At 48.7% G+C, this 18,951-nt stretch carries 19 protein-coding genes and 3 pseudogenes; 10 read left to right on the plus strand and 12 right to left on the minus strand.

Annotation, left to right across the window (positions count from 1 at the left end; genetic code table 11):
• The coding region (locus Q0620_RS02520) for an EamA family transporter (RefSeq protein ID WP_298783084.1) at nucleotides 1-521 on the plus strand (521 nt) is incomplete at its 5' end.
• Here Q0620_RS02520 and Q0620_RS02525 read toward each other — a convergent pair.
• Nucleotides 465-1,268, minus strand: a complete 804-nt coding sequence (locus Q0620_RS02525; protein ID WP_177388780.1) for a metal ABC transporter permease — start codon at nucleotides 1,266-1,268, stop codon at nucleotides 465-467. The two genes, Q0620_RS02520 and Q0620_RS02525, sit on opposite strands and share 57 nt — an antisense overlap.
• Nucleotides 1,261-2,028 (minus strand): ABC transporter ATP-binding protein, encoded by a 768-nt coding sequence (locus tag Q0620_RS02530; RefSeq protein WP_298783085.1) that lies wholly within the window; start codon nucleotides 2,026-2,028, stop codon nucleotides 1,261-1,263. Before Q0620_RS02530 ends, Q0620_RS02525 begins: the two co-directional genes overlap by 8 nt.
• A gap of 99 nt (nucleotides 2,029-2,127) precedes the next feature.
• Between Q0620_RS02530 and Q0620_RS02535 the strand changes: the two genes are divergently transcribed.
• The 6 genes and pseudogenes from Q0620_RS02535 to Q0620_RS10820 all read left to right on the plus strand — a co-directional run.
• The gene (locus Q0620_RS02535; RefSeq protein WP_298783086.1) at nucleotides 2,128-3,036 is read left to right on the plus strand and encodes a class I SAM-dependent methyltransferase; all 909 of its coding nucleotides are present in this window, start codon (nucleotides 2,128-2,130) and stop codon (nucleotides 3,034-3,036) included.
• Nucleotides 2,999-3,871, plus strand: a complete 873-nt coding sequence (locus Q0620_RS02540) for a cytochrome c peroxidase (protein ID WP_298783087.1) — start codon at nucleotides 2,999-3,001, stop codon at nucleotides 3,869-3,871. Before Q0620_RS02535 ends, Q0620_RS02540 begins: the two co-directional genes overlap by 38 nt.
• On the plus strand, nucleotides 3,861-6,281 hold the full coding sequence (locus tag Q0620_RS02545) for a GGDEF domain-containing phosphodiesterase (protein WP_298783088.1): 2,421 nt from the start codon (nucleotides 3,861-3,863) through the stop codon (nucleotides 6,279-6,281). Before Q0620_RS02540 ends, Q0620_RS02545 begins: the two co-directional genes overlap by 11 nt.
• Nucleotides 6,282-6,640: 359 nt before the next feature.
• Nucleotides 6,641-7,363 carry a CorA family divalent cation transporter gene (locus Q0620_RS02550; protein ID WP_298783089.1) on the plus strand — a complete coding sequence of 241 codons (723 nt, stop codon included), beginning with the start codon at nucleotides 6,641-6,643 and terminating at the stop codon, nucleotides 7,361-7,363.
• A gap of 17 nt (nucleotides 7,364-7,380) precedes the next feature.
• Nucleotides 7,381-7,794 (plus strand): hypothetical protein, encoded by a 414-nt coding sequence (locus Q0620_RS02555; protein ID WP_298783090.1) that lies wholly within the window; start codon nucleotides 7,381-7,383, stop codon nucleotides 7,792-7,794.
• Between the two features lie 558 nt (nucleotides 7,795-8,352).
• Nucleotides 8,353-8,770 (plus strand): annotated as a pseudogene (locus tag Q0620_RS10820) (methylated-DNA--[protein]-cysteine S-methyltransferase); the annotation flags it as partial.
• Nucleotides 8,771-9,016: 246 nt separating this feature from the next.
• Here Q0620_RS10820 and Q0620_RS02570 read toward each other — a convergent pair.
• The 4 genes and pseudogenes from Q0620_RS02570 to Q0620_RS02580 all read right to left on the minus strand — a co-directional run bounded on the left by Q0620_RS02570 (nucleotide 9,017) and on the right by Q0620_RS02580 (nucleotide 10,650).
• On the minus strand, nucleotides 9,017-9,196 hold the full coding sequence (locus Q0620_RS02570) for a hypothetical protein (protein ID WP_298783091.1): 180 nt from the start codon (nucleotides 9,194-9,196) through the stop codon (nucleotides 9,017-9,019).
• Between the two features lie 87 nt (nucleotides 9,197-9,283).
• Nucleotides 9,284-9,535 (minus strand): annotated as a pseudogene (locus tag Q0620_RS10825) (DJ-1/PfpI family protein); the annotation flags it as partial.
• Complete coding sequence (locus tag Q0620_RS02575; protein ID WP_298783092.1) at nucleotides 9,501-9,860, minus strand: hypothetical protein; 360 nt, start codon at nucleotides 9,858-9,860, stop codon at nucleotides 9,501-9,503. The gene Q0620_RS02575 and the pseudogene Q0620_RS10825, both read right to left, overlap by 35 nt.
• A gap of 595 nt (nucleotides 9,861-10,455) precedes the next feature.
• A complete protein-coding gene (locus tag Q0620_RS02580; RefSeq protein WP_298783093.1) occupies nucleotides 10,456-10,650 on the minus strand; it encodes an MGMT family protein in 195 nt (64 codons plus the stop codon).
• A gap of 150 nt (nucleotides 10,651-10,800) precedes the next feature.
• Between Q0620_RS02580 and Q0620_RS02585 the strand changes: the two genes are divergently transcribed.
• Together Q0620_RS02585 and pepE are read left to right on the plus strand one after the other, a co-directional pair.
• The gene (locus Q0620_RS02585; protein WP_298783094.1) at nucleotides 10,801-11,337 is read left to right on the plus strand and encodes a hypothetical protein; all 537 of its coding nucleotides are present in this window, start codon (nucleotides 10,801-10,803) and stop codon (nucleotides 11,335-11,337) included.
• A 195-nt stretch (nucleotides 11,338-11,532) separates the two neighbouring features.
• Nucleotides 11,533-12,366: a dipeptidase PepE gene (pepE, locus tag Q0620_RS02590; protein WP_298783095.1), complete on the plus strand. Its 834-nt coding sequence runs from the start codon at nucleotides 11,533-11,535 to the stop codon at nucleotides 12,364-12,366.
• Nucleotides 12,367-12,542: 176 nt separating this feature from the next.
• Here pepE and Q0620_RS02595 read toward each other — a convergent pair whose 3' ends face one another.
• A complete protein-coding gene (locus tag Q0620_RS02595) occupies nucleotides 12,543-12,692 on the minus strand; it encodes a hypothetical protein (RefSeq protein WP_298783096.1) in 150 nt (49 codons plus the stop codon).
• 333 nt (nucleotides 12,693-13,025) lie between these two features.
• Here Q0620_RS02595 and Q0620_RS02600 point away from each other — a divergent pair, with 333 nt between their 5' ends.
• Entirely contained in the window at nucleotides 13,026-13,772 is a 747-nt protein-coding gene (locus Q0620_RS02600; RefSeq protein WP_298783097.1) for a DUF4272 domain-containing protein, read from the plus strand.
• A gap of 496 nt (nucleotides 13,773-14,268) precedes the next feature.
• Here the strand turns inward: Q0620_RS02600 and tpx are convergent.
• The 5 genes and pseudogenes from tpx to Q0620_RS02625 all read right to left on the minus strand — a co-directional run.
• Nucleotides 14,269-14,769 (minus strand): annotated as a pseudogene (tpx, locus tag Q0620_RS02605) (thiol peroxidase); the annotation flags it as partial.
• A gap of 663 nt (nucleotides 14,770-15,432) precedes the next feature.
• The gene (fusA, locus tag Q0620_RS02610; protein ID WP_297881524.1) at nucleotides 15,433-17,508 is read right to left on the minus strand and encodes an elongation factor G; all 2,076 of its coding nucleotides are present in this window, start codon (nucleotides 17,506-17,508) and stop codon (nucleotides 15,433-15,435) included.
• A 9-nt stretch (nucleotides 17,509-17,517) separates the two neighbouring features.
• Nucleotides 17,518-17,988: a 30S ribosomal protein S7 gene (rpsG, locus tag Q0620_RS02615; protein ID WP_177386837.1), complete on the minus strand. Its 471-nt coding sequence runs from the start codon at nucleotides 17,986-17,988 to the stop codon at nucleotides 17,518-17,520.
• A gap of 69 nt (nucleotides 17,989-18,057) precedes the next feature.
• Nucleotides 18,058-18,432, minus strand: coding sequence for a 30S ribosomal protein S12 (gene rpsL, locus Q0620_RS02620; protein ID WP_291939381.1), 375 nt, complete (start codon nucleotides 18,430-18,432; stop codon nucleotides 18,058-18,060).
• A gap of 83 nt (nucleotides 18,433-18,515) precedes the next feature.
• Nucleotides 18,516-18,905, minus strand: a complete 390-nt coding sequence (locus Q0620_RS02625; RefSeq protein ID WP_297902891.1) for a DoxX family protein — start codon at nucleotides 18,903-18,905, stop codon at nucleotides 18,516-18,518.
• Nucleotides 18,906-18,951: the final 46 nt, after the last annotated feature.

The raw sequence follows: 18,951 nt of genomic DNA on the forward strand, positions 1-18,951 counted from the left end.
TGGGATTTGGCATAGGCGAGCGGCTGACGCTCGTTTCGGCGTTTGCATACGCGCTTCACATCGTCTTTACCGGCGTCTGCGCGCGCAAAAGCAATCTCTACGGCTTTGTGATCGTGCAGTTTATCTGCGTCTGCGTCTGCGCGCTGATCGCGGCGGTTTTCACTCCTCACGCGGAGTTTGAAGGCGAGATAAAGGTGCTAGGAAATTTAATCTTTTCGCCGAGCTTTGATTTCGTTTTCGCGCTGGTTTTGACCTCGATCTTTGCCACCGTTGCGGCGTTTGTGATCCAAACAATGGCGCAAAACCGCGGCGTAAGCGAGATAAAAACGGTGCTGATTTTCGCGCTAGAGCCCGTAAGCGCGGGTATTATGGGGTATGCTTTCGGCGAGAAGCTAGGCGCGCTTCAAATTTTAGGCGCGGCGCTGATACTCGCAGGCATCCTGCTTAGCGAGCTGGGCGGGCTTTTAGGCGCGAAGTTTGCTAAAGATCGAGCTTGCGAAAAAGCAGACCGAGGCGACTAGGATTATCGAAGCGCCGCTGGTTAGATTGAGCTTAAAGCTTAAAATAAGCCCCGCCGCGCAAAAAAGCGCCGATAGCGCGCAGCTTATCGCCATCATCGAGCCTAGGCTTTTTGAAATTTTTTCGGCGATGAAGGGCGGGATCGTCATCAGCGAGATCACTAAGATTAGTCCTACGATCTGAATCGACGCGACCACCGCGAGGCTCGCCATCACTACGAGGACGTAGTAAAAGACGCTCGTATTTACTCCGCGCAGTAGGGCGAATTCCTTATCGAAGCTGATCGCTAAAAACTGCCTGTAAAAGCACGCCGTAAGCGCCGCAAATGCCGCGCCGCAAATGCCGATGAAGATTAAATTTTCGTGATTTATCGCTAGGATGGAGCCGAATAAAAAGCTCATCAGATCGGATTTGTATCCAGGCGTGAGATCGGCAAAGATTATCCCCAGCGCCATTCCAAACGCCCATATCGCGCCGATTACGGCGTCGAAGCGTTCGGTGTTTCGCAGCGTGACGTAAGCGATTAGCAGCCCCAAAAACAGCGCAAATACGCTAGCTCCTAGCACGGGCGAGATGCCTAAAAATAGCGCGATACCGATGCCGCCGTATGCGCCGTGCGCGATGCCGCCTGCTATGAAGCTCATGCGATTTATCACGACCAAAGAGCCCACGACGCCGCAGACTATGCTGACTAAAAGCCCGCCGAGCAGGGCGTTTCGCATGAAATCGTAAGATAAAATTTCAGCCATTTTCGCCCTCCTTGCAGCAGCATTCGTTAAGCGCGAGATCGACGGCACAGAAGTGTCCGTGCTCGCGTCGCAGGTGCTCTAAAAATTCCGCTCTGCCTCCCGGATCGATCTCGTGGGTGTGCGCCGAGCCGTTTGCGATGTAAAGCGCGCGATTTGCGTAGTTTAGCGCAAGCTGCACGTCGTGGCTGATTAGAATTATGCCGCAGCCGCCCTCGTTTAGGGATTTTAAAAGCTCGTAAATTTGAACCTGCCCCATCGTATCGATGCTCGCTAGCGGCTCATCAAGAAGTAAAATTTTAGCCTTCGCGCACAGCGCCCGCGCGATGTAAACGCGCTGTCTCTGCCCGCCGCTAAGCTCGCTGATACGGCAGCAGGCTAAGCTCTGCATGCCTACGCGCTCCAAAGCTTGCATGGCTTGCTCGCGCTCGGATTTACTGTAAAAGCCGAAAATTTTCTTATCTATCAGCCCCATTAAAACGACTTCGAGCACGCTTATGGGAAAGCTTTTGTTTATCGCGATGAACTGCGGCACGTAGCCCATTTGCGCCCTGGCAAGCGCGGGCGATCTGCCTAAAATTTCGATCGTGCCCGAGCTTGGTCGCAGCAGCCCCAAAAGCAGCTTCAAAAGGGTGCTTTTGCCGCCACCGTTGGGCCCGAAAATTGCTAAAAAATCGCGCAGCTCGTAGTTTAAGTTTATATCTTTTAAAATTTCGCGTTTTTCGTAAGCAAAGTTTAAATTTCTTATCGTCACGTCCGCCATGAACGCCCTTTCGCCTAGATTTTGAAAGCATTTATTATAGCCCAAATTCGGAAAAATTGCCAAATTTTGCTATTATTACAAAAAATTTAAAGGCTAGCGGTGGAGAAAATCGGCGAAAAATCAGATGAAAATAGCTGGGATAAAAAGTCCGAAAGTTACGCTAAATTTAGCGGCGAGCCGGGCAGTTTCGGCAAGCGGGTGTTTGAGATACTGCGCGGCTGGGGCGTGAGCTTTGCGGGCAAAAGCGTGCTCGACGTGGGCGCCGGCACTGGGGTTTACTCGCTATATCTCGCGTCGCTGGGCGCAAAAGTCACGGCGATCGATAGCTCCGAGGGGATGCTGCGCGAGTTAAGGCGCAGCGCGCAGGAGTTTGGCATCCCTTTGCAAAACGTATTAAATTTAAGCTTTGCGGAGTTTTGCGAGCGGCTGAGCCGCAATGGTTTTGCAAACGCGACGGGCGAAAATTTTAAAATTTATCCGCGCTCGCAGAGCGAAATTTCAAACTCGCAAGCTCAAGAAGCGCAGGCTTTAGATTTAAAAGACGCTGTGAGCAAAAGCCGCGAGAGCGAAAATTTTAAAATTTCCGCAGTTTTTGACATCGCGTTTCTTACGATGAGCCCCGCGCTGAAAAGCACGAAGGATTTTGAGGCGTTTTTGGCTTTGGGCGAGCGTAAAATTTATCTAAACTGGGCTAGTGAGCGCAATTCCTCGATGCTAGCGCCGCTGTTTAAGCGCTTCGGCGCGGGGCATAAAAGACTTGCTACCGCCGCCGAAAAGTTTGAGGCGCTGCTTGGCGCGCGCGACATCAAATTTAAAAGCGAAATTTTAACTGAAAAGCGCGAGCAAAAGCGCAGCCTGCAAGGGGCGGTGCAAAACGCCGCGTGGCACCTGCATATGGATGGCGCGGAGGCTAGCGAGCGCGAGATCGAGGAGCTTTTGAAAAAGCGGGTTAAAGGCGGGATTATAAGCGATGAGATCGAAGCGAGCTTTAAGCTGTTTTATATTTAGCCTGGCGCCGCTTTTGGGGCTTTGCGGCAATCTTTTTACGCCGCTTGAGATGCCTAAATACGACCCGCAAAAGGCGCAGTTGGGAGCAAAAATTTTTACTGACGTAAGATTTAGCCGCAAAGGTCGCTCCTGCGAGAGCTGCCATAACTTCTATCTAAACGACTCAGGTGCTTCAGTGCGCGATGGACGCGTGCCTACGCTCATAAATTCTTATTATTTTGATCGCTACTTAGGCGATTATAATTTCGCGGGCTTTGAAGCGCGGATCGCAGCGTCGGTTTTTAGCGAGAATGAACTGGACGCGAGCGAAGATATAATTTTAGAGCTTATCAGGAAGAATTTAGCCTACAAGCAGGCTTTTGAAAGTGCTTACGGTGAGGCGAATACGGCGAACTTCATTGATGCGCTGAAGGAATTTTTAAAGTCCAAAACGGCGATAAATTCCAAATTTGACCGATTTTTGCGCGGCGAGGTTAAGCTAAATGATGCCGAATATAACGGATATGTGCTTTTTGTGCGGCTATGCTCGGCATGTCATAACGGCGTTAGCCTAGGCACCGGCAGCTTTACCAAAATTCGCCCAAGCGCGGAAGAGGAGGATGCGCCTAGGCATAGACTCACTTCCGATGGATTTGAGCTGCGCCGCGTGCCTAGCTTGCGCAATATCACGCAGACCGCGCCTTACGTAAACGGGCAGACGGATTTGCGTCTTGCGGTGCGGCAGATCGCAAAGGATCTGCTAAAATACGATCTTAGCGATGGGGAGCTTGATGCTTTGATGAGCTTTTTAGCTACGCTTAAAGGCGATATGACGGAGGCGCAGGATGAAAGATAAGATAATGTGGGCTTTGATGGTGGGGATTATGATATTAGGTATAATCATCGCCGGGAATTATTTCTCGTCGCTAAGAGATGTAGCGAGATTTAGCACGATTTCGCGCGAGCTAGCTTTGATCGATAACGCCGATAACCGCTTAAATATATTATTTGATGCAAAGATCGCAAGAAGGGACTTTTCGATTGCAAATGCCGATATGCGCGGCATCTATCAGGTGCTGCAAGCTTTACAAAAAGACAAAATCATCGATAAAATCGGACTTAGCAGCGATGTGCGCGCGATCGGAAGCGCTTTTAGCGATAAAATTTCACTTTTGGACGAGCTTGGGGCTTTAAATTCGCAGAATTTAATCCTTTTTCAAAGTCTGCAGCAAAAATTTTTATCCAGTGGCGCAAATGCGCAAAGAGCAAATCTCTACTCTCAAATTTTAGGGCTTAATTATAAAAATCGCTCCGAGATCTCTGCTTTAAAAAGTGCGCTAGAAAGCGCAGATGCGTCAAGCCCCGACGAAGCTGCGTTTATAGGAATCGCACGGCAAATTTTAAGGAATTTCGAGCGGCAAAATATCATTGTAAGCGATAATCTCTCGTTGCTAAACGAGCGCTTCGCAAGCCTGCGCGAGCGATTTTCTTACGCTAGTGAGGAATTTTACGGCTCGTTTATGCAAATGACGATGCTTTACACGGCGGTGTTTTTGTCGTTTTTACTGCTTACTTACATCATAAATTCCGATGCTTTGCGTAGTAAACGCGCCCTCGCGTCCTATCGCGCGCTATGCGAGCAAGCAGGCGAAGCGATAGTTTTGGCAGATCAGAGCTTTAAAATTTTATACGCCAATAAAAGCGCGCTTAGCTTAAGCGGCTACGAACAAAGCGAGCTGCAAGGGAGCGATCTTGGAGTTTTGATGCCCAAAGATAAAGGGATCGAACTTCCTGCGATGGTAAATAAAAGCGCCAAAGATACGCGCCTGCTTCGTAAAAACGGCGAACTAGCAGATGTGAGCCTAAGGCTATCAAATATCGCTGCTACGTCTAAGCTGCCGCTATATGCGCTTTACGCTCATGACATCGGCGAGCGCGAGATTATGAAGCTAGCTCTTGCGAACGCGAAGGAGAGCTTAAACAATCAAGTCTATATCGATCATCTTACGGGCCAGGGCAACGAAGCAGCGCTATATGAGCTAATAAACGCAGAAAAAACGGGCGTAGCGATCTACATCACTATCGTAAATTTTGCAAATTTGCGACTTTTTTACAAGGCAGAAACGACAAATGAAATTCTGCGCTCCTTTGCGCGTACGCTTGCGATGTGTATCGAATCGCACGAGATCAAAGCTAGTATCTTTCGCATCCAATCGGATGAGTTTTGTCTATTTTACGAAGGGCTAAATGTCGCGCGCGACGTGGAGATCATAAATAAATACTTCACCGATAAGGTCTTTAATCTCCATACGACCGAGGGCTTTGCCTCCGCGCCTTTAAATATCACGATGGGTGTAAGCGAGCGTGCAGACGTAGCGGGCGGCGCAAATAGGGTCTTTCAGGCGGTTATGGCGATGTATGAGGCGCAGAGCAAAAACGAGCACGTGGGCTTTTATTCGCGCCCAAATGCGATTGAGGAAAAATATCTTCAAAACCAGATTATGATCAACACTATTCAAAACGCGATCAAGAAAAATCAAGTCTTTGTGCTCGTTCAGCCCATATTTGATATCACCCACCGCGATCCTAGTGGTAACACCTACGGCACCGAGGGCGGCGATTACGTTCCATTAGTATATGAAATTCTAATCCGCCTCATCGACCGCTCCGGCAAGACGCGCTGCCCGGGCGAGTTTATCGACATCGCAAAGCAAACCTCGCTTTACATCCCGCTAACTCAGGTCGTAATAAACGAAGCCTTTCGCTTGCTAGACCGCTTCGCAGGGACTTGCTTTAGCATAAATCTTTCATATTTTGACATCGCAAACGAAGGCATCAAGGAGCTTTTAGAGCGCAAGCTCGCATCCAGCCCAAATGCTTCAAATTTATTTATTGAAATTTTAGAAAGCGAGGAATTCGACGATTACGAGAGTCTACGCAGCTTCATCGCCGTAGCCAAAAACTACGGCTGCAAGGTCGCGATAGACGATTTTGGCAGCGGATACTCCAACTACTATAGAATTTTAACGCTCGACGTGGATTACATAAAGATCGACGGAGCGCTCATCAAAAACATCGCAAACGACAAAAACTCGCGCGCCATCGTCGAAACCATCGCTAACTTCGCGCGCAAGCAGGGCTACGAGCTCATCGCCGAATACGTAGAAAATCATGAAATTTCAATCATCTTAGAGGAGATGGGGATTAAATATATGCAGGGCTACTTCTACAGCAAGCCGATGGAGCCCTCGAGGATAAAATTCTAATCTCATTTCGTCGCAGCTTTATAGCTAGCCTTTTTAAATTTACGAGCCAAAGATCGCCTTCGTAAGGCGATAAATTTTGATTTAGCAAGCTGTTGTTTTAATACGGAATTTATCTTGACAAATACTACGCGGTTTTATCGCGAACTTATGGCGCGCCTTATAGCTAGGATTGGCTTGGCAAATGAAGTGAGAGCTAAATTTAAAATTTAATAGCGGATTTATGGATAAAATTTTATGAAGTTCAAAATTTTAAAATTCCAAGCGCAAAAGAATTTTGAAATTCCAAATACGATAAAATTTAAGTGGCAGCGAAATTCTGAAATTTCGTAAATTTAAAACGATTGAATAAGGAGGCCTCATTGAACCCGATTACCGAAAAGCGCAGCGTTTCGGGCTACTACTACGCCGAGGATCGCGAGTATGTGTACTTCGTGACGGACGCGCCGCGCGAGCAAAACTACCGCTTTATTTTTGATTCGGGCGCGATCTATTTGCAAGATGACGCGGACGGTGAAGTGCGGCCCAGCAGCGAGGCGGAGTTTTTCGCGATCGTTAAAAAGATCCTAGCACAGTACCGCGATAAAATTTTAGAGCATTCCGCAGAGCTTGAGAATTACGAAAAAATCTACACGCGCCGCGGCGATTTTTCAAAATTTATGAAAAGGCACTCTGTCCTAAAATACGAAATCCGCAAATTTCAAAACAAAATTTCGCATTTCTACGAGGCGCTGCTCATCTGCGGAAATGAGCAGCCGGCGCTTAAAAAGCGGCTGAAAAACTACGCCTACGAAGCGGGCGTTTTCAAGGGCGTGATGAGCGAATACGCCGTCAGGATCGAGGATATCTATCAGTTCATCCAGAGCCTCAAAAACGACAAGATCAGCCGCAACATCTACATTCTCACGATCATCTCGTCGCTACTTTTGCCGCTAAATTTCATCACGAGCTTTTTCGGGATGAACACGACGGGGCTGTTTTTAAGCGGCTCGCAGCACGGCACGCTCATCGTGACGCTTGCGATGTGCGTGATTTTCGCAGCGATGGTAGGCTTTTTTATGCTCTACGCCAAAAAACGAAACTAAAGCGGAGGAGTTAAATTTTGAACAAAAACGAGCTTAAAAATATCCTGGGCGGATACCTCGGCAGGGAGATTGCGGGCGATTTTAGAGTGCTGAAAGAGCACGATATCGCGCTCTGCAACGACGCGGCGAAATTTCCTTTTGAGGGCGATAGCGGGCTGCTGCGCGAGTTTTATATCTTTGCAGAGGGCGGCACCGGCGATCTTTGGTTGCTAAGCTCTGGCGGCGAGATCGCGTTTTACGACCATGATTTGGAGTTTTTATCCAAGGCAAATTTGAAAAAATTCGATCTAAATCTTGCGGGCTGGCTAAAGATCGCCGAGCTTTTTTGCAAATTTGAAGCTATTAGCAACCCGAACAGCGCGCAAAAGGCGGAATTTCGGCAAAGCGTAGCTAAAATCTGTCCGCAAATTTTAGAAATTTGGGAAATTTAGGCGCTGCTTGCGGCGCCTAAATTTAATCGCAAAACAGGAGCAACGATGAAATTTATCGCATATTACGACTCGCCGCTTGGCAAAATCACGCTCGCAGGCGATGGGGCGGGGCTTTGCGGACTGTGGTTCGAGGGCGAGAAATACTACGCGCACGCTCTTGCGGCGAGCAGCACGGACGGCAAATTCTGCGCGCGCGATATTGCGGCAAAAACAGATGCCGCTGCAGGAGAGGGTTGCTACGAGAAAAGCGGCGCGCTAGAGACGAAAAGCGGTGCGGATAAAAGGCGGAGTAGCACTGATCTGCTCGCAAAAGAGCAGCGCGCCGCGAGCGAAACACAGTGCGATTTTGCGACATTGAAAAAAAGTGATACTGCGACAAAAGCGGCGAACGGCGCGGACGGCAAATTCTGCGCACACACACTTATAGCAAGTGAAAAATTCTTCACGCGCGGTTTTGCAGTTAAAGACACGGGCAAAAAACCTCGCGCCACCAATCTTTCGGTGCAAGGCGGGAGCGGAAAATTCTGCGCGAACGAGCAAAGCGCGGACTTCGAGGAGAAAAATCTGGCCGTTTTCGATCAAACTAGGCGCTGGCTCGATCTGTATTTTAGCGGACGTGAGCCCAGTTTTACGCCCGCTCTAAATCCCGCGGGCTCGGCGTTTAGGCGCGTCGTGTGGGAGATTTTGCTTAAAATTCCATACGGCAAAACCACGACCTACGGGCAGATCGCGCGCGAAATCGCCTCGGCACGCGGGCTGGCGAAGATGTCCGCGCAAGCCGTGGGCGGCGCCGTAGGGCACAACGAAATCTCGATCATCATCCCCCTGCCACCGCGTCATAGGCACGCACGGCAGCCTCACGGGCTACGCAGGCGGCATCGACAGGAAAATAAAGCTGCTACAGCCAGGGGGCGTCGATATGCGAGGATTTTTTTACGCCCGCGAAGAGCACGGCGCCGTAAAGCGGCAAATTTAAAAGGCCGCAAAAGATTTTAATACTCGCGCGCAAAAGTGCGATAAAATTTGAATACTTAAATTTAGACGCTGCACAGCGCATCGCTTGCAAATCGAAGGCGAGCGGCGATTTTAAACGATTACACTGCGCGCAGGACGGCGATCATTAAATTTAAAGCCGAAGCGGGCACACTTTGAAATTTTAAATTTTTCCGCCGCGTAAAAATTAAAATTTTATGCCGAGATGCCGACCTTAGCGGCGTAAAATTTACAGCGACTCCAAAAACGTCCTAGCCGCCAGTTTGCCGAGGTTATTGGCTGCTAGCGGACTATCGCCCGAGAGAAGGTTGCGGTCTTTGTGCACGGCGCCGTCGATACCTTCGTTTAGGATTTTCATCCCAAGTTTTGCTAGCCGCGAGCCCATATACCAGCGCAGATGGCCCGGCATGTAGCCAATACCCGGCGAGGTGCGGTCAATGGCGTCGGGCAGCAGCACGAGCTCGTAGCCTTCGAATAAAAACTTACCCTCGTCAAGCGCCGCGGCTAGCAGCCCGGCTGGGCCGTGGCAGATCGTGATGATGTATTTGCCCTGCTCATGAAACCATTTTAGCGCGGCCTTTGCGTCGCGACTCTCGTCAAGCCCGATCAGCGCGCCGTGACCGCCCGGGATGTAGAGCGCAAAATACTCGTCAAATCCCTTCTTTACGATATCAGCGAGCTTTTTAGGCTCTTTAAATTTAGTCGCGTAGCTCTCAAAAAAAGCCCTTGAGCCGCTCGTCCTTCGCAGGCATCGCCCAAAACTCGAATTTTACGGGATTTCCAGAGAGCGTCGCGATCTCGAAGTCCCAGCCCGCCTGCGCCAGATGATACATCGGCACGAGCGTCTCGACGGGGTGGTTGCCAGTGGAGAAAAAAGTCCCGTTGTCCATCAGCAAATACCGCTCGTCGGCCGCGATGATGAGGATTTTTTTATCGCCGTCGTATTTTTTCTCGTAATTAAAATCCGCCAGATCGCTCACGGGCGCCGTAAACTGTGACAGCGAAAACGGCGACGGGAAAAACGCGCCGTGCTCGGCGATATCGGGAGTCGGGAGTTTTGATAGTTTAGACATATTTAACCTTTCAAATGAAACTTTGCCGATTATATAGGCTTTCGTTTAATCTGAAATAAATTTTAAAATTTCGCCGCTTTTTCTCCGCCTTCCGCAGAAGCCGCATCGATTTAAAATTTTAACGCGCCGAGGACGGACAGATCAGTCGCTGCAAAATTTGCGATAGCTAAAATCTATAAGCGGTGCCGAAACGGGCGCGAAAGCCTGCAGCGAAAAAACTAATAAGCGGCGTCGCATCTGCTTCGTAAAACTGCGGCGGGGTTGATTGCCAAGGAGCCCGCTTAAATTAGCGTTTTAAACCGCCACGCAAAAAAGATAAAATTCTATCTTTTCGCGCATGATGATTTGCGTCGCATCTACAAGCAAATAAAGCTCGCAGGCTCTTAGCGATCGGTAGCGCTGCCGCTACGCCGCTTAAACCTGCGCGGATCTAAAATTTTATAAATTAAAATTCCATGTCGCGGACAATTCAAAATTTCGCGCTTCAAACGATCCGCAAATTCCGTGCTTCAGTCTGCGGCGATTAGGCCTTAGCACTCCTAGCGGTGCTTTTTCATACGGGCGCGCTCGCCTCTAAATTCCACGCCTTCGGCTTCTAGCAGTTCGCGCTGAGCCGCGCAAAGCTCGCCGCCAAAGCGCCCGCGTGATAAAGGGCGCGATGGCACGGGTAGTCGCCGTAGAGCTCTGCTTGCGAGAGCACGCGCCCCACGAGCCGCGAGCAAGCGGGCAGCCCTATCAGGCGCGCGATCTGTCCGTATGATGCCACCCTGCCCGCGGGGATCTCCTCCACAAGGGTAAAATTTCATAGATTAAATTTTGCGTTAAAACCATGGTACGATTATACTCTTTGGCGTTTAAATTTAGACCTAATTTTAGCCACTTTGCGGCGCTAAATTCGATATAATTTCTAAAATTTAGCGCTTTATAAAAGGAGCGAGCCGTGGATGAAAAATTTCAAGCACATATAAAAGAGCTGGACGAGAAATTTGCCGCTATCCCTGAAAATTTAAAGAAGCGATACGATATGCATAGATTTATTAGACGCGTGATTATAGGGTATTATTCGTCAGCGGCTACAACCATCTATTTCTCGCTAATGCTAATGTTTTTTCTTGATTTGCTTTTTTCGAATATCGGTATAGAATCGTCGTCTAAAATTTTTAGAGATATTCGTGATGTCGCGATAATAGTTTTGCCTATATGTGCGACGATCTGTTTTTTGAAATACACTAAGACTAAGCGATACAGCAACCTTTTTATCAAGGATCAAGGAGATAGTTTGTTGGTCTTTACGATAGAAAATTTTGCCAGTATAGTTTTGCTTTTATATCCGACCTTGATTTTTACCGGAATATTGGAAGGCGCCGCAGCTCATATATTTTTGTACGCCTTAATCGTAGCGCCGATTTGCGGAATAGTTTTTGGGGTATGCTATTTTTTCAATACGGGCTCATATACCCCGAAAGACGAAGCGTAAATTTTATTAAATTTAGCCGCGCTTTTAAATTTTACGACGCGGCACCTCGCCTAATTTCAAAATTTAGTAGTTTTAAAATTTTACCTTGCCGAGGCCTTCGCGCAAGCGAAATTTAAACCGAATATTCAGCCCCTCTTTATATGCAAAGGAATATAATTTCAAAACAGATATCAACTTTGATTTAAAGGAGAAAAGATGCAAAATCAAAGACGAAACCTGCTAAAGGTAGCCGCTTTGGCGGCGGGCGCTGCGATGCTCAGTACGAGCGAACTGGCTGCGAGCGAAAAGGCGTTTAAGCTCTCTAAGCGCGATCATAGCAAGCAAAGAGCGCTGCTGCTCTCAAGCTCGGGCTACAAAGACACGAAGTATCTATCGCACGCGGTGTCGTGGATCGGTAAATTTGCACAGGAGAACAACCTCGCGGGCAAAAAAATCGTTTTTATTCCTTACGCGAGCCTGCGCAGGAGCTACGACGAATACGAAAAGCGCGTCAAAGAGGCGCTTGCGAGCTTAAATTTAAACATCGTCGGCGTCCACCACGCTAAAAACGCCGCAAAGGAAGTCGCGAGCGCGGATTGCATATTCGTAGGCGGCGGCAACACCTTCAAGCTCGTGCACGATATGTATGAAAACGATCTCATCGCGTTAATCAGCAAAATGGTCGAGGACGGCACGCCGTATATCGGCTGGAGCGCGGGCTCGAACGTCGCGGGCGCTACGATGATGACGACGAACGATATGCCGATCATCGAGCCCGAGTCGTTTAATACCTTTAATATTTTCCCGTACCAGATCAATCCGCACTTCATCTCGGGCAAGCCTGCGGGGCACAACGGCGAGAGCAGAGAGGAGAGGCTGGAGGAATTTTTGATCGCTAATCAAAAATCGACCGTTTATGCGATGCCGGAGGGTACGGCGTTTTGGCTTGAGGGCGAGAAGGCGACCGTGCTAGGGCCTGCTGCGGTGCTAAAGATGAATTATAAACAAAAGGTTAAGTTGATCGAGCCGGGCAGCTCGTTTAAGTATTGATCGCACCCGCTTAAATTTAACCAATAGGTGCGCCAGGCGGCACCGCTCGGCCAAATGCGCAAATCGGTTAAATTTTTAATTGCGGCGCTCGGCTAAATTCGGGCGCCGCTTTTAAAATTTACGCAGCAAAGCGCGCTTTGCTTATGCGGACGCGCTATCAAAAGATAAGCATCGATTTAAAGCGGCGCACGATCGCCGAAGCCATAAAAAGTAAAATTTAAAACGCAGATAAAATGCCCCGCGTCCACCTTCTTATGCCGCTCGGCGATTTTATTCCGTATATCGCGGACATCCTTGCCGACTGCGGCGGGACGGTATATTTGCAAAAAAAGAAGCGCCTATGGCGCCGCCAAAGCAGGTTCGAATGACCTCCGAAACTTAACCGACCTGAGGCAAAGCTTAAAATTTTTTATCTCGCTGGAATCGCCGCAAGAGCCCGAATTGCCTGCAAAGGTATTTTACGACGATATGTATCGAAGCATCATAGAAGGCACGGGCGGGCGGGCGAGCGCCGTATAAATTAGCAAGACGAGGCGCGGAATTTCCGTCCGATTTGCAAAGCTTGGGTTTGAGCTTAAATTTAAAAATCCGCCCCGTCGCCGTAAGCTGAAATTTTGCGCGATTGTTTTAAAATACGTTTAAAATTTTAAGGAGAGCTCATGGCGTTTTCAGATTTTTTCAAAAAAGGCGGCGGCAAAAATAGCGCAAACGCCGCAAAGATCGGCAAGACCGCGCAGGAGCGCAAGGATATAAGCATCGAAATTTTAAAATCGCAGGGTGTGCCGTTTACCCTCCATCTGCCACTGCGATACGAGACGAGCGAGATCACTCCGCGCGAAAAGGACGAGGTCATCGCTCGCGCGATCTGTTCTTACGCCGCGATAATGTGCGCCTGCTCGATCAGAGACGAGGGTAAGCTCGCGGATGAGGATAAACAGGGCGCGCAGGGCTTTCTAGATAACCGCTACGGCTGCATAGACAAGCTCACGCGCATGGAGCGCCGCGTCGTGCAGGGCGAGGCGAGCCGCGACGAGGCCGTGAATATGGGCTGGAAATACGAGTCGCTGTGGGCTCTGATGTGGGCCATGGGGCTCGTGGATGAGCTTAGCTTTCCAAAGGGTATCTGCGACTGCGCCTTTGTGATGGACACCTTTAGCGGCGGCGATTTTTCTGCGCGCGTGAAGCTACGCGGCACGGATGAAATTTTGCAAGCGCTCGATCTCATCTATCGCTACCACTGGGCGTGCGTCAATGCCCGCGTGCACGGCTCAGACTGCGCAGGGCTCGACGAAGAGGTCGTGATGGAGAGGCGCGGCGGGTTAGAGTGGCTGTGCTGCAAGGGGGCGGAGAACGATAATCTGACGGACGAATATAATGCGTGGGATTATCCGGACTTGAACACTTAGCGACCCCTCTTTTTCCTTTATACGTCGTTGGAAACTTCGCCGAATTTCAGTCACGTATTATAATATACGCTCCTTCATTCGGCTCATTTCCGCCTCGTCTAAAGAAAAAATACTTCGCCTTATCTTGACTTAAAATTTCTGCACAACATTTAAATCCATCTCGCGATACTGCCGCCTGTATTTTTGCGTTCAAATTTAACCCCGTTCGCGCGCTGTTTTTCTAAATCCAAAATATTTGCCGACGGATAAAAAAGCATACCGAATATGAGATAAATTTATAAATTGATTGGGGATTGCAATTTAAAATTCTATTGCGAACTGCACAAGAAATATCGCAAACGCGATCCGCCAAAATTTCAGACATGACCTGCTAAATTTCAGGGCGCCGTGGAATTTTAGAATTTAAAGTTGCGGGCGAGCAAGGCGCCCGTCCGCGTATTTTAAGCCCGCTAAATTTAAGCGAGCAGATGTCTGCACCGCAAACCTAAAAATTGCATCAGCCCTGCGTCGCAGCGCTTCCGCTCGCAAACGCCGCTGCATTGAGCGCCGCGTCGTAATCGGGCTCATCTACGATGTCGTCCGTGATCTGCTTGTAGGCGATCTTGCCCGCGGTGTCCACGACGAAAACCGCGCGGCACGTTAGCCCCGCAAGCGCGCCGTCTGCGATCAGTACGCCGTATGCGCGCACAAACTCCTTATCGCGAAAATCGCTTAGGGCGCGTAAATTTTTGATCCCCTCGGTCGAGCAAAATCTGCCCGCGGCAAACGGTAGATCCATCGAGACCACGAAAACCTCGGTATTTTTTATACTCGCGGCGCGCTCGTTAAATTTGCGCGTCTCGGTCGCGCACACGTCCGTATCCAGGGACGGCACGGCGATGATGACCTGCGCCTTGCCCGTGCCGCCGCCGACTTTGACCTCGCTAAGATCGGCCGCGACCAGGCTAACCTCTGGCGCCTTATCTCCAAGCTTAAGCTCGCCGCCCGAAAGGCCGACGCTTACGCCTTATAATTTGGTTTGTTGCATGATTTTCCTTTGTTTTGAAATATTTAAAACGGACGCATCATAGCCTGCGAAAGCAAACGCCTGCCAAATCCGAAAACAGGCGGGCTAGAGCGCCGGCTCGACCGATATGATCGGCGCGTAGATCGCTCTGCGAAGATCAAATTTTACGGTGCAAAGCGGCGGCAAAATTTAAATCCCGCCTGCGGAAAATACCGCGACATGTATAAAGCACTGATGATCGCAATCCGATATAAGTCTATGATAGCGCTCCGCCTTGAGGCTGCGCCGAAAGTAAAATTTTACCCTACTTGCGATCCAGCTTGCGGCGATCTTGTCCGTGAATGAAAATCAAAGCGCGATAGCAACATGCTCGCTTTATCTGTGAGAGAATAAATCTCTAGTAAAACGATAGGCGCGACGTCCTGGATATACTTTAAGCTACCTTTAAATTTTTAAATTTAATTGAAATTCTTTTGATCTAAATTTACGATCGGCGGAAGTTAAAATTTATGAATTGAAATTTTATTCGGAGTCGGAGTATGAATTTAAATTTACGCTAGTAAAGCGGGTTAAATTTGAAGTGCTGTTTTAAAATTTAAAGAAGCGCCGGAGGTTGGCGATAAAGCTATCGCCGCACCTTAGCGCTCATTAAACTTAGCCGTTGCGCTTTTTAATGATCTCTTCGCCGACGTTCTTAGGAACCTCGTCGTAGTGATCAAATTCCATCGAATAGGTCGCGCGACCCTGCGTCTGAGAGCGCAGGTCGGTCGAGTAACCGAACATCTCAGAAAGCGGGCAAAACGCGTCGATGATCTTGTTGCCGCCGCGCTCGCTCATATTATTGACCTGTCCGCGGCGTTTGTTTAGATCGCCGATGACGTCGCCCATATACTCCTCAGGGGTTTCTACCTCGACCTTCATCATAGGCTCCAAGATTACGGCGCCCGCTTTTCTAGCGCCCTCTTTAAAGCCCATAGAAGCGGCAAGTTTGAATGCCATTTCGGAGCTATCGACTTCGTGGTAGCTTCCGTCATAGACCGTTACGCGTACGTCCTCGACCGGGTAGCCCGCCAAAACGCCGTTTTGCATCGCCTCTTGGCAGCCTTTATCGACCGCAGGGATGTATTCTTTCGGAATAGCGCCGCCTTTAATATCGTTTACGAACTCATATCCAGTACCCGGCTCCAAAGGCTCTAGGCGCAAAAATACGTGACCGTATTGACCACGACCGCCCGATTGCTTGGCGTATTTATACTCCTGCTCGACCTTTTTGCGGATAGTCTCGCGATATGCGACCTGCGGCTGTCCGACCTCGGCTTCGACTTTAAATTCTCTAAGCATTCTATCTACGATGATCTCGAGGTGTAGCTCACCCATTCCCGAAATGATCGTCTGTCCGCTCTCTTCGTCGGTCGCAACCCTAAAACTCGGATCTTCTTGCGCCAATTTTTGAAGCGCGATACCCATTTTTTCTTGATCGGCTTTGGTTTTAGGCTCTACAGCTACGCTTATAACGGGATCAGGAAATTCCATACGCTCTAAAATTACTTTATCTTTTTCGCTAGCTAGAGTATCGCCCGTAAGGGTATCTTTCAAACCCACAACGGCGCCGATCTCGCCCGCATATAGCTCTTTGATCTCTTCGCGTTTATTTGAGTGCATTCTTAACAAGCGGCCGATGCGCTCTTTTTTACCCTTGCCGGTATTTACGACGTAGCTGCCGCTTTCCAAAACACCGCGATAAACGCGTACAAAGGTAAGCTGACCTACGAAAGGATCGGTCATAATCTTAAATCCAAGACCCGCGAACTCGCCCTCGTCAGTAGAACTTACATGAACCTCACTGCCGTCCTCATACTGACCCTTAATCGCAGGCACTTCATCAGGCGCAGGCAGATAATCTACGACCGCGTCTAGTAAAGGCTGTACGCCCTTATTTTTAAATGCGGTACCGCATAGCATAGGAAAGAAGCTTAGGCTTAAGCAGCCTTTCTTGATGCCTTTTTTAATCTCTTCTACGCTTAGCTCTTCGCCGTTAAAATACTTCTCCATCAAAGCTTCATCAGTCTCTGCTACCGCCTCAATCATCTTGTCGCGATATTCCTGTGCTTTTTCTCGTAGCTCGGCAGGAATTTCAACGATCTCGGGAGCAGAAGGACCCTTGCTGTCATCCCAAACGAGCGCTTTCATAGTGACTAAATCGATAACGCCTTTAAAATCGTCCTCAGCGCCGATCGGAATTTGAATAGGAACTGGATGAGCCTTGAGCCTATCTTTTACCTGCTGTTCGACATTATAGAAATTTGCGCCGACGCGGTCCATTTTATTTACGAAAATAATGCGCGGAACATGGTATTTATTCGCTTGACGCCAAACGGTCTCGCTTTGAGGCTGAACACCGCCTACAGAGCAAAATACTGCTACCGCACCATCTAAAACGCGCATCGAGCGCTCGACTTCGATAGTAAAATCAACGTGACCCGGAGTGTCGATCAAATTTATCTGATGATTATTCCAAAAGCATGTGGTAGCGGCAGATGTGATCGTGATGCCGCGCTCGCGCTCCTGCTCCATCCAGTCCATAGTAGCAGCGCCCTCGTGAACCTCGCCAATCTTATGGCTCATACCGGTAAAAAATAGAATTCTTTCGCTCGTAGTCGTCTTTCCGGCGTCGATGTGAGCGGCAATTCCGATATTTCTAACCATATGTAAAGGGGTCTTTCTTGCCATGACGCCCTCCTACCAACGATAATGCGCGAAAGCTTTGTTGGCTTCCGCCATCTTGTAGGTGTCTTCTTTCTTTTTAAATGAAGAGCCTTTAGAATTTGCAGCGTCCATAAGCTCGTAAGCCAGGCGCTCTATCATCGTGCGCTCGCTTCTTTTTCTCGCAAAAGAGATGATCCAGCGAATAGCCAAAGCCTGCTGGCGAGCCGGTCGTACCTCGATCGGAACCTGGTAAGTTGCGCCGCCTACACGACGAGACTTAACTTCCATTAAAGGCTTAACGTTATCGATGGCATCGTTAAAAATTTCGATACCTTTTTTCTCGCCGCCTTTATTGTCGATGAAATTTAAGGCGCCGTACATAATCTCGGTAGCGACGCTCTTTTTGCCGTCGAACATAAGCGAATTAATAAATTTTGTGATTACTTTGCTGTCATAAATCGGATCAGGCATAACTTCCCTAACGGGAGCTTTTCTTCTTCTCATTTTATTCCTTCAAATTTTAAAATTTTACTCAAACTCGGCAAAATCTAGTGCCGGTCTGTTTCGGCCAAACTATTTTTTAGGTCGTTTAGCACCGTATTTTGATCTTGCAACGGTTCGTTTCGCAACGCCTGCAGTATCGAGTGCACCGCGGACGATGTGGTATTTAACGCCCGGTAGGTCCTTTACACGACCGCCGCGAACTAGCACGATGGAGTGTTCTTGCAGATTGTGACCTTCACCGCCGATATAGCTGATGACTTCAAATCCGCTAGTAAGCCTTACTTTGGCAACTTTACGAAGCGCAGAGTTTGGCTTTTTAGGGGTCGTGGTATAGACCTTAGTACAAACTCCTCTTCGTTGAGGGCAATTCTTTAGCGCCGGAGACTTCGATTTCTCGGTAAGCTTCTTGCGCTCTTTTCTGACCAATTGATTTATGGTTGGCACATCTTTCCTTTCACAAAAATTTATTCAAAAAGATTTAGATTATACTTTGTTTAAACTTACAGAAACGTAAATTTAACTAAATTTTAATCTCTAATCAGCACAAACTCTCCGCCGCCGCAGATCACTAAGCAGATCGCAGCAGAAAGATACAGATATACGATCTCCAGCTCAAATCCGCCCACGCCGGTAAGCGCGCCCAACGGAGTGTGTAGGACATATATTATCATGAGCACGTTTGCGATCACAAGCAGAGCGCCTATGCGGCAAAATACGCCTATGATTATCATCGCGGGCGCCAGCACCTCGCCTACGTATGCGCCGTAAGCCACCAGATCCGGAATTCCTCTGGCTACCAGCATCGATTTTACGCCGTCTATGCCGTGAGTGAGCTTAAAAATTCCGTGCATTAAAAGACAAACTCCAAGCCCCAACCTGATAAACAACAGACCGAAATTTATGTTGATCATATTCATGTCTCATCCTTTAAATTTAGGTAAATTTAGGGCTTTTTGCCCTAAA

Origin of the sequence: uncultured Campylobacter sp. (genome assembly GCF_938017615.1) — a bacterium.
Taxonomy (GTDB): Bacteria; Campylobacterota; Campylobacteria; order Campylobacterales; family Campylobacteraceae; genus Campylobacter_B.

What these genes read in the sequence shown, in the direction of transcription:
- Q0620_RS02525 (WP_177388780.1), bottom strand. Translation starts at nt 1,268, where the DNA reads ATGGCTGAAATTTTATCTTACGATTTCATGCGAAACGCCCTGCTCGGC.
- Q0620_RS02530 (WP_298783085.1), bottom strand. Translation starts at nt 2,028, where the DNA reads ATGGCGGACGTGACGATAAGAAATTTAAACTTTGCTTACGAAAAACGC.
- Q0620_RS02540 (WP_298783087.1), top strand. Translation starts at nt 2,999, where the DNA reads ATGAGATCGAAGCGAGCTTTAAGCTGTTTTATATTTAGCCTGGCGCCG.
- Q0620_RS02545 (WP_298783088.1), top strand. Translation starts at nt 3,861, where the DNA reads ATGAAAGATAAGATAATGTGGGCTTTGATGGTGGGGATTATGATATTA.
- Q0620_RS02570 (WP_298783091.1), bottom strand. Translation starts at nt 9,196, where the DNA reads ATGCCGGGCCATCTGCGCTGGTATATGGGCTCGCGGCTAGCAAAACTT.
- Q0620_RS02575 (WP_298783092.1), bottom strand. Translation starts at nt 9,860, where the DNA reads ATGTCTAAACTATCAAAACTCCCGACTCCCGATATCGCCGAGCACGGC.
- pepE (WP_298783095.1), top strand. Translation starts at nt 11,533, where the DNA reads ATGCAAAATCAAAGACGAAACCTGCTAAAGGTAGCCGCTTTGGCGGCG.
- Q0620_RS02600 (WP_298783097.1), top strand. Translation starts at nt 13,026, where the DNA reads ATGGCGTTTTCAGATTTTTTCAAAAAAGGCGGCGGCAAAAATAGCGCA.
- fusA (WP_297881524.1), bottom strand. Translation starts at nt 17,508, where the DNA reads ATGGCAAGAAAGACCCCTTTACATATGGTTAGAAATATCGGAATTGCC.
- rpsG (WP_177386837.1), bottom strand. Translation starts at nt 17,988, where the DNA reads ATGAGAAGAAGAAAAGCTCCCGTTAGGGAAGTTATGCCTGATCCGATT.
- Q0620_RS02625 (WP_297902891.1), bottom strand. Translation starts at nt 18,905, where the DNA reads ATGAATATGATCAACATAAATTTCGGTCTGTTGTTTATCAGGTTGGGG.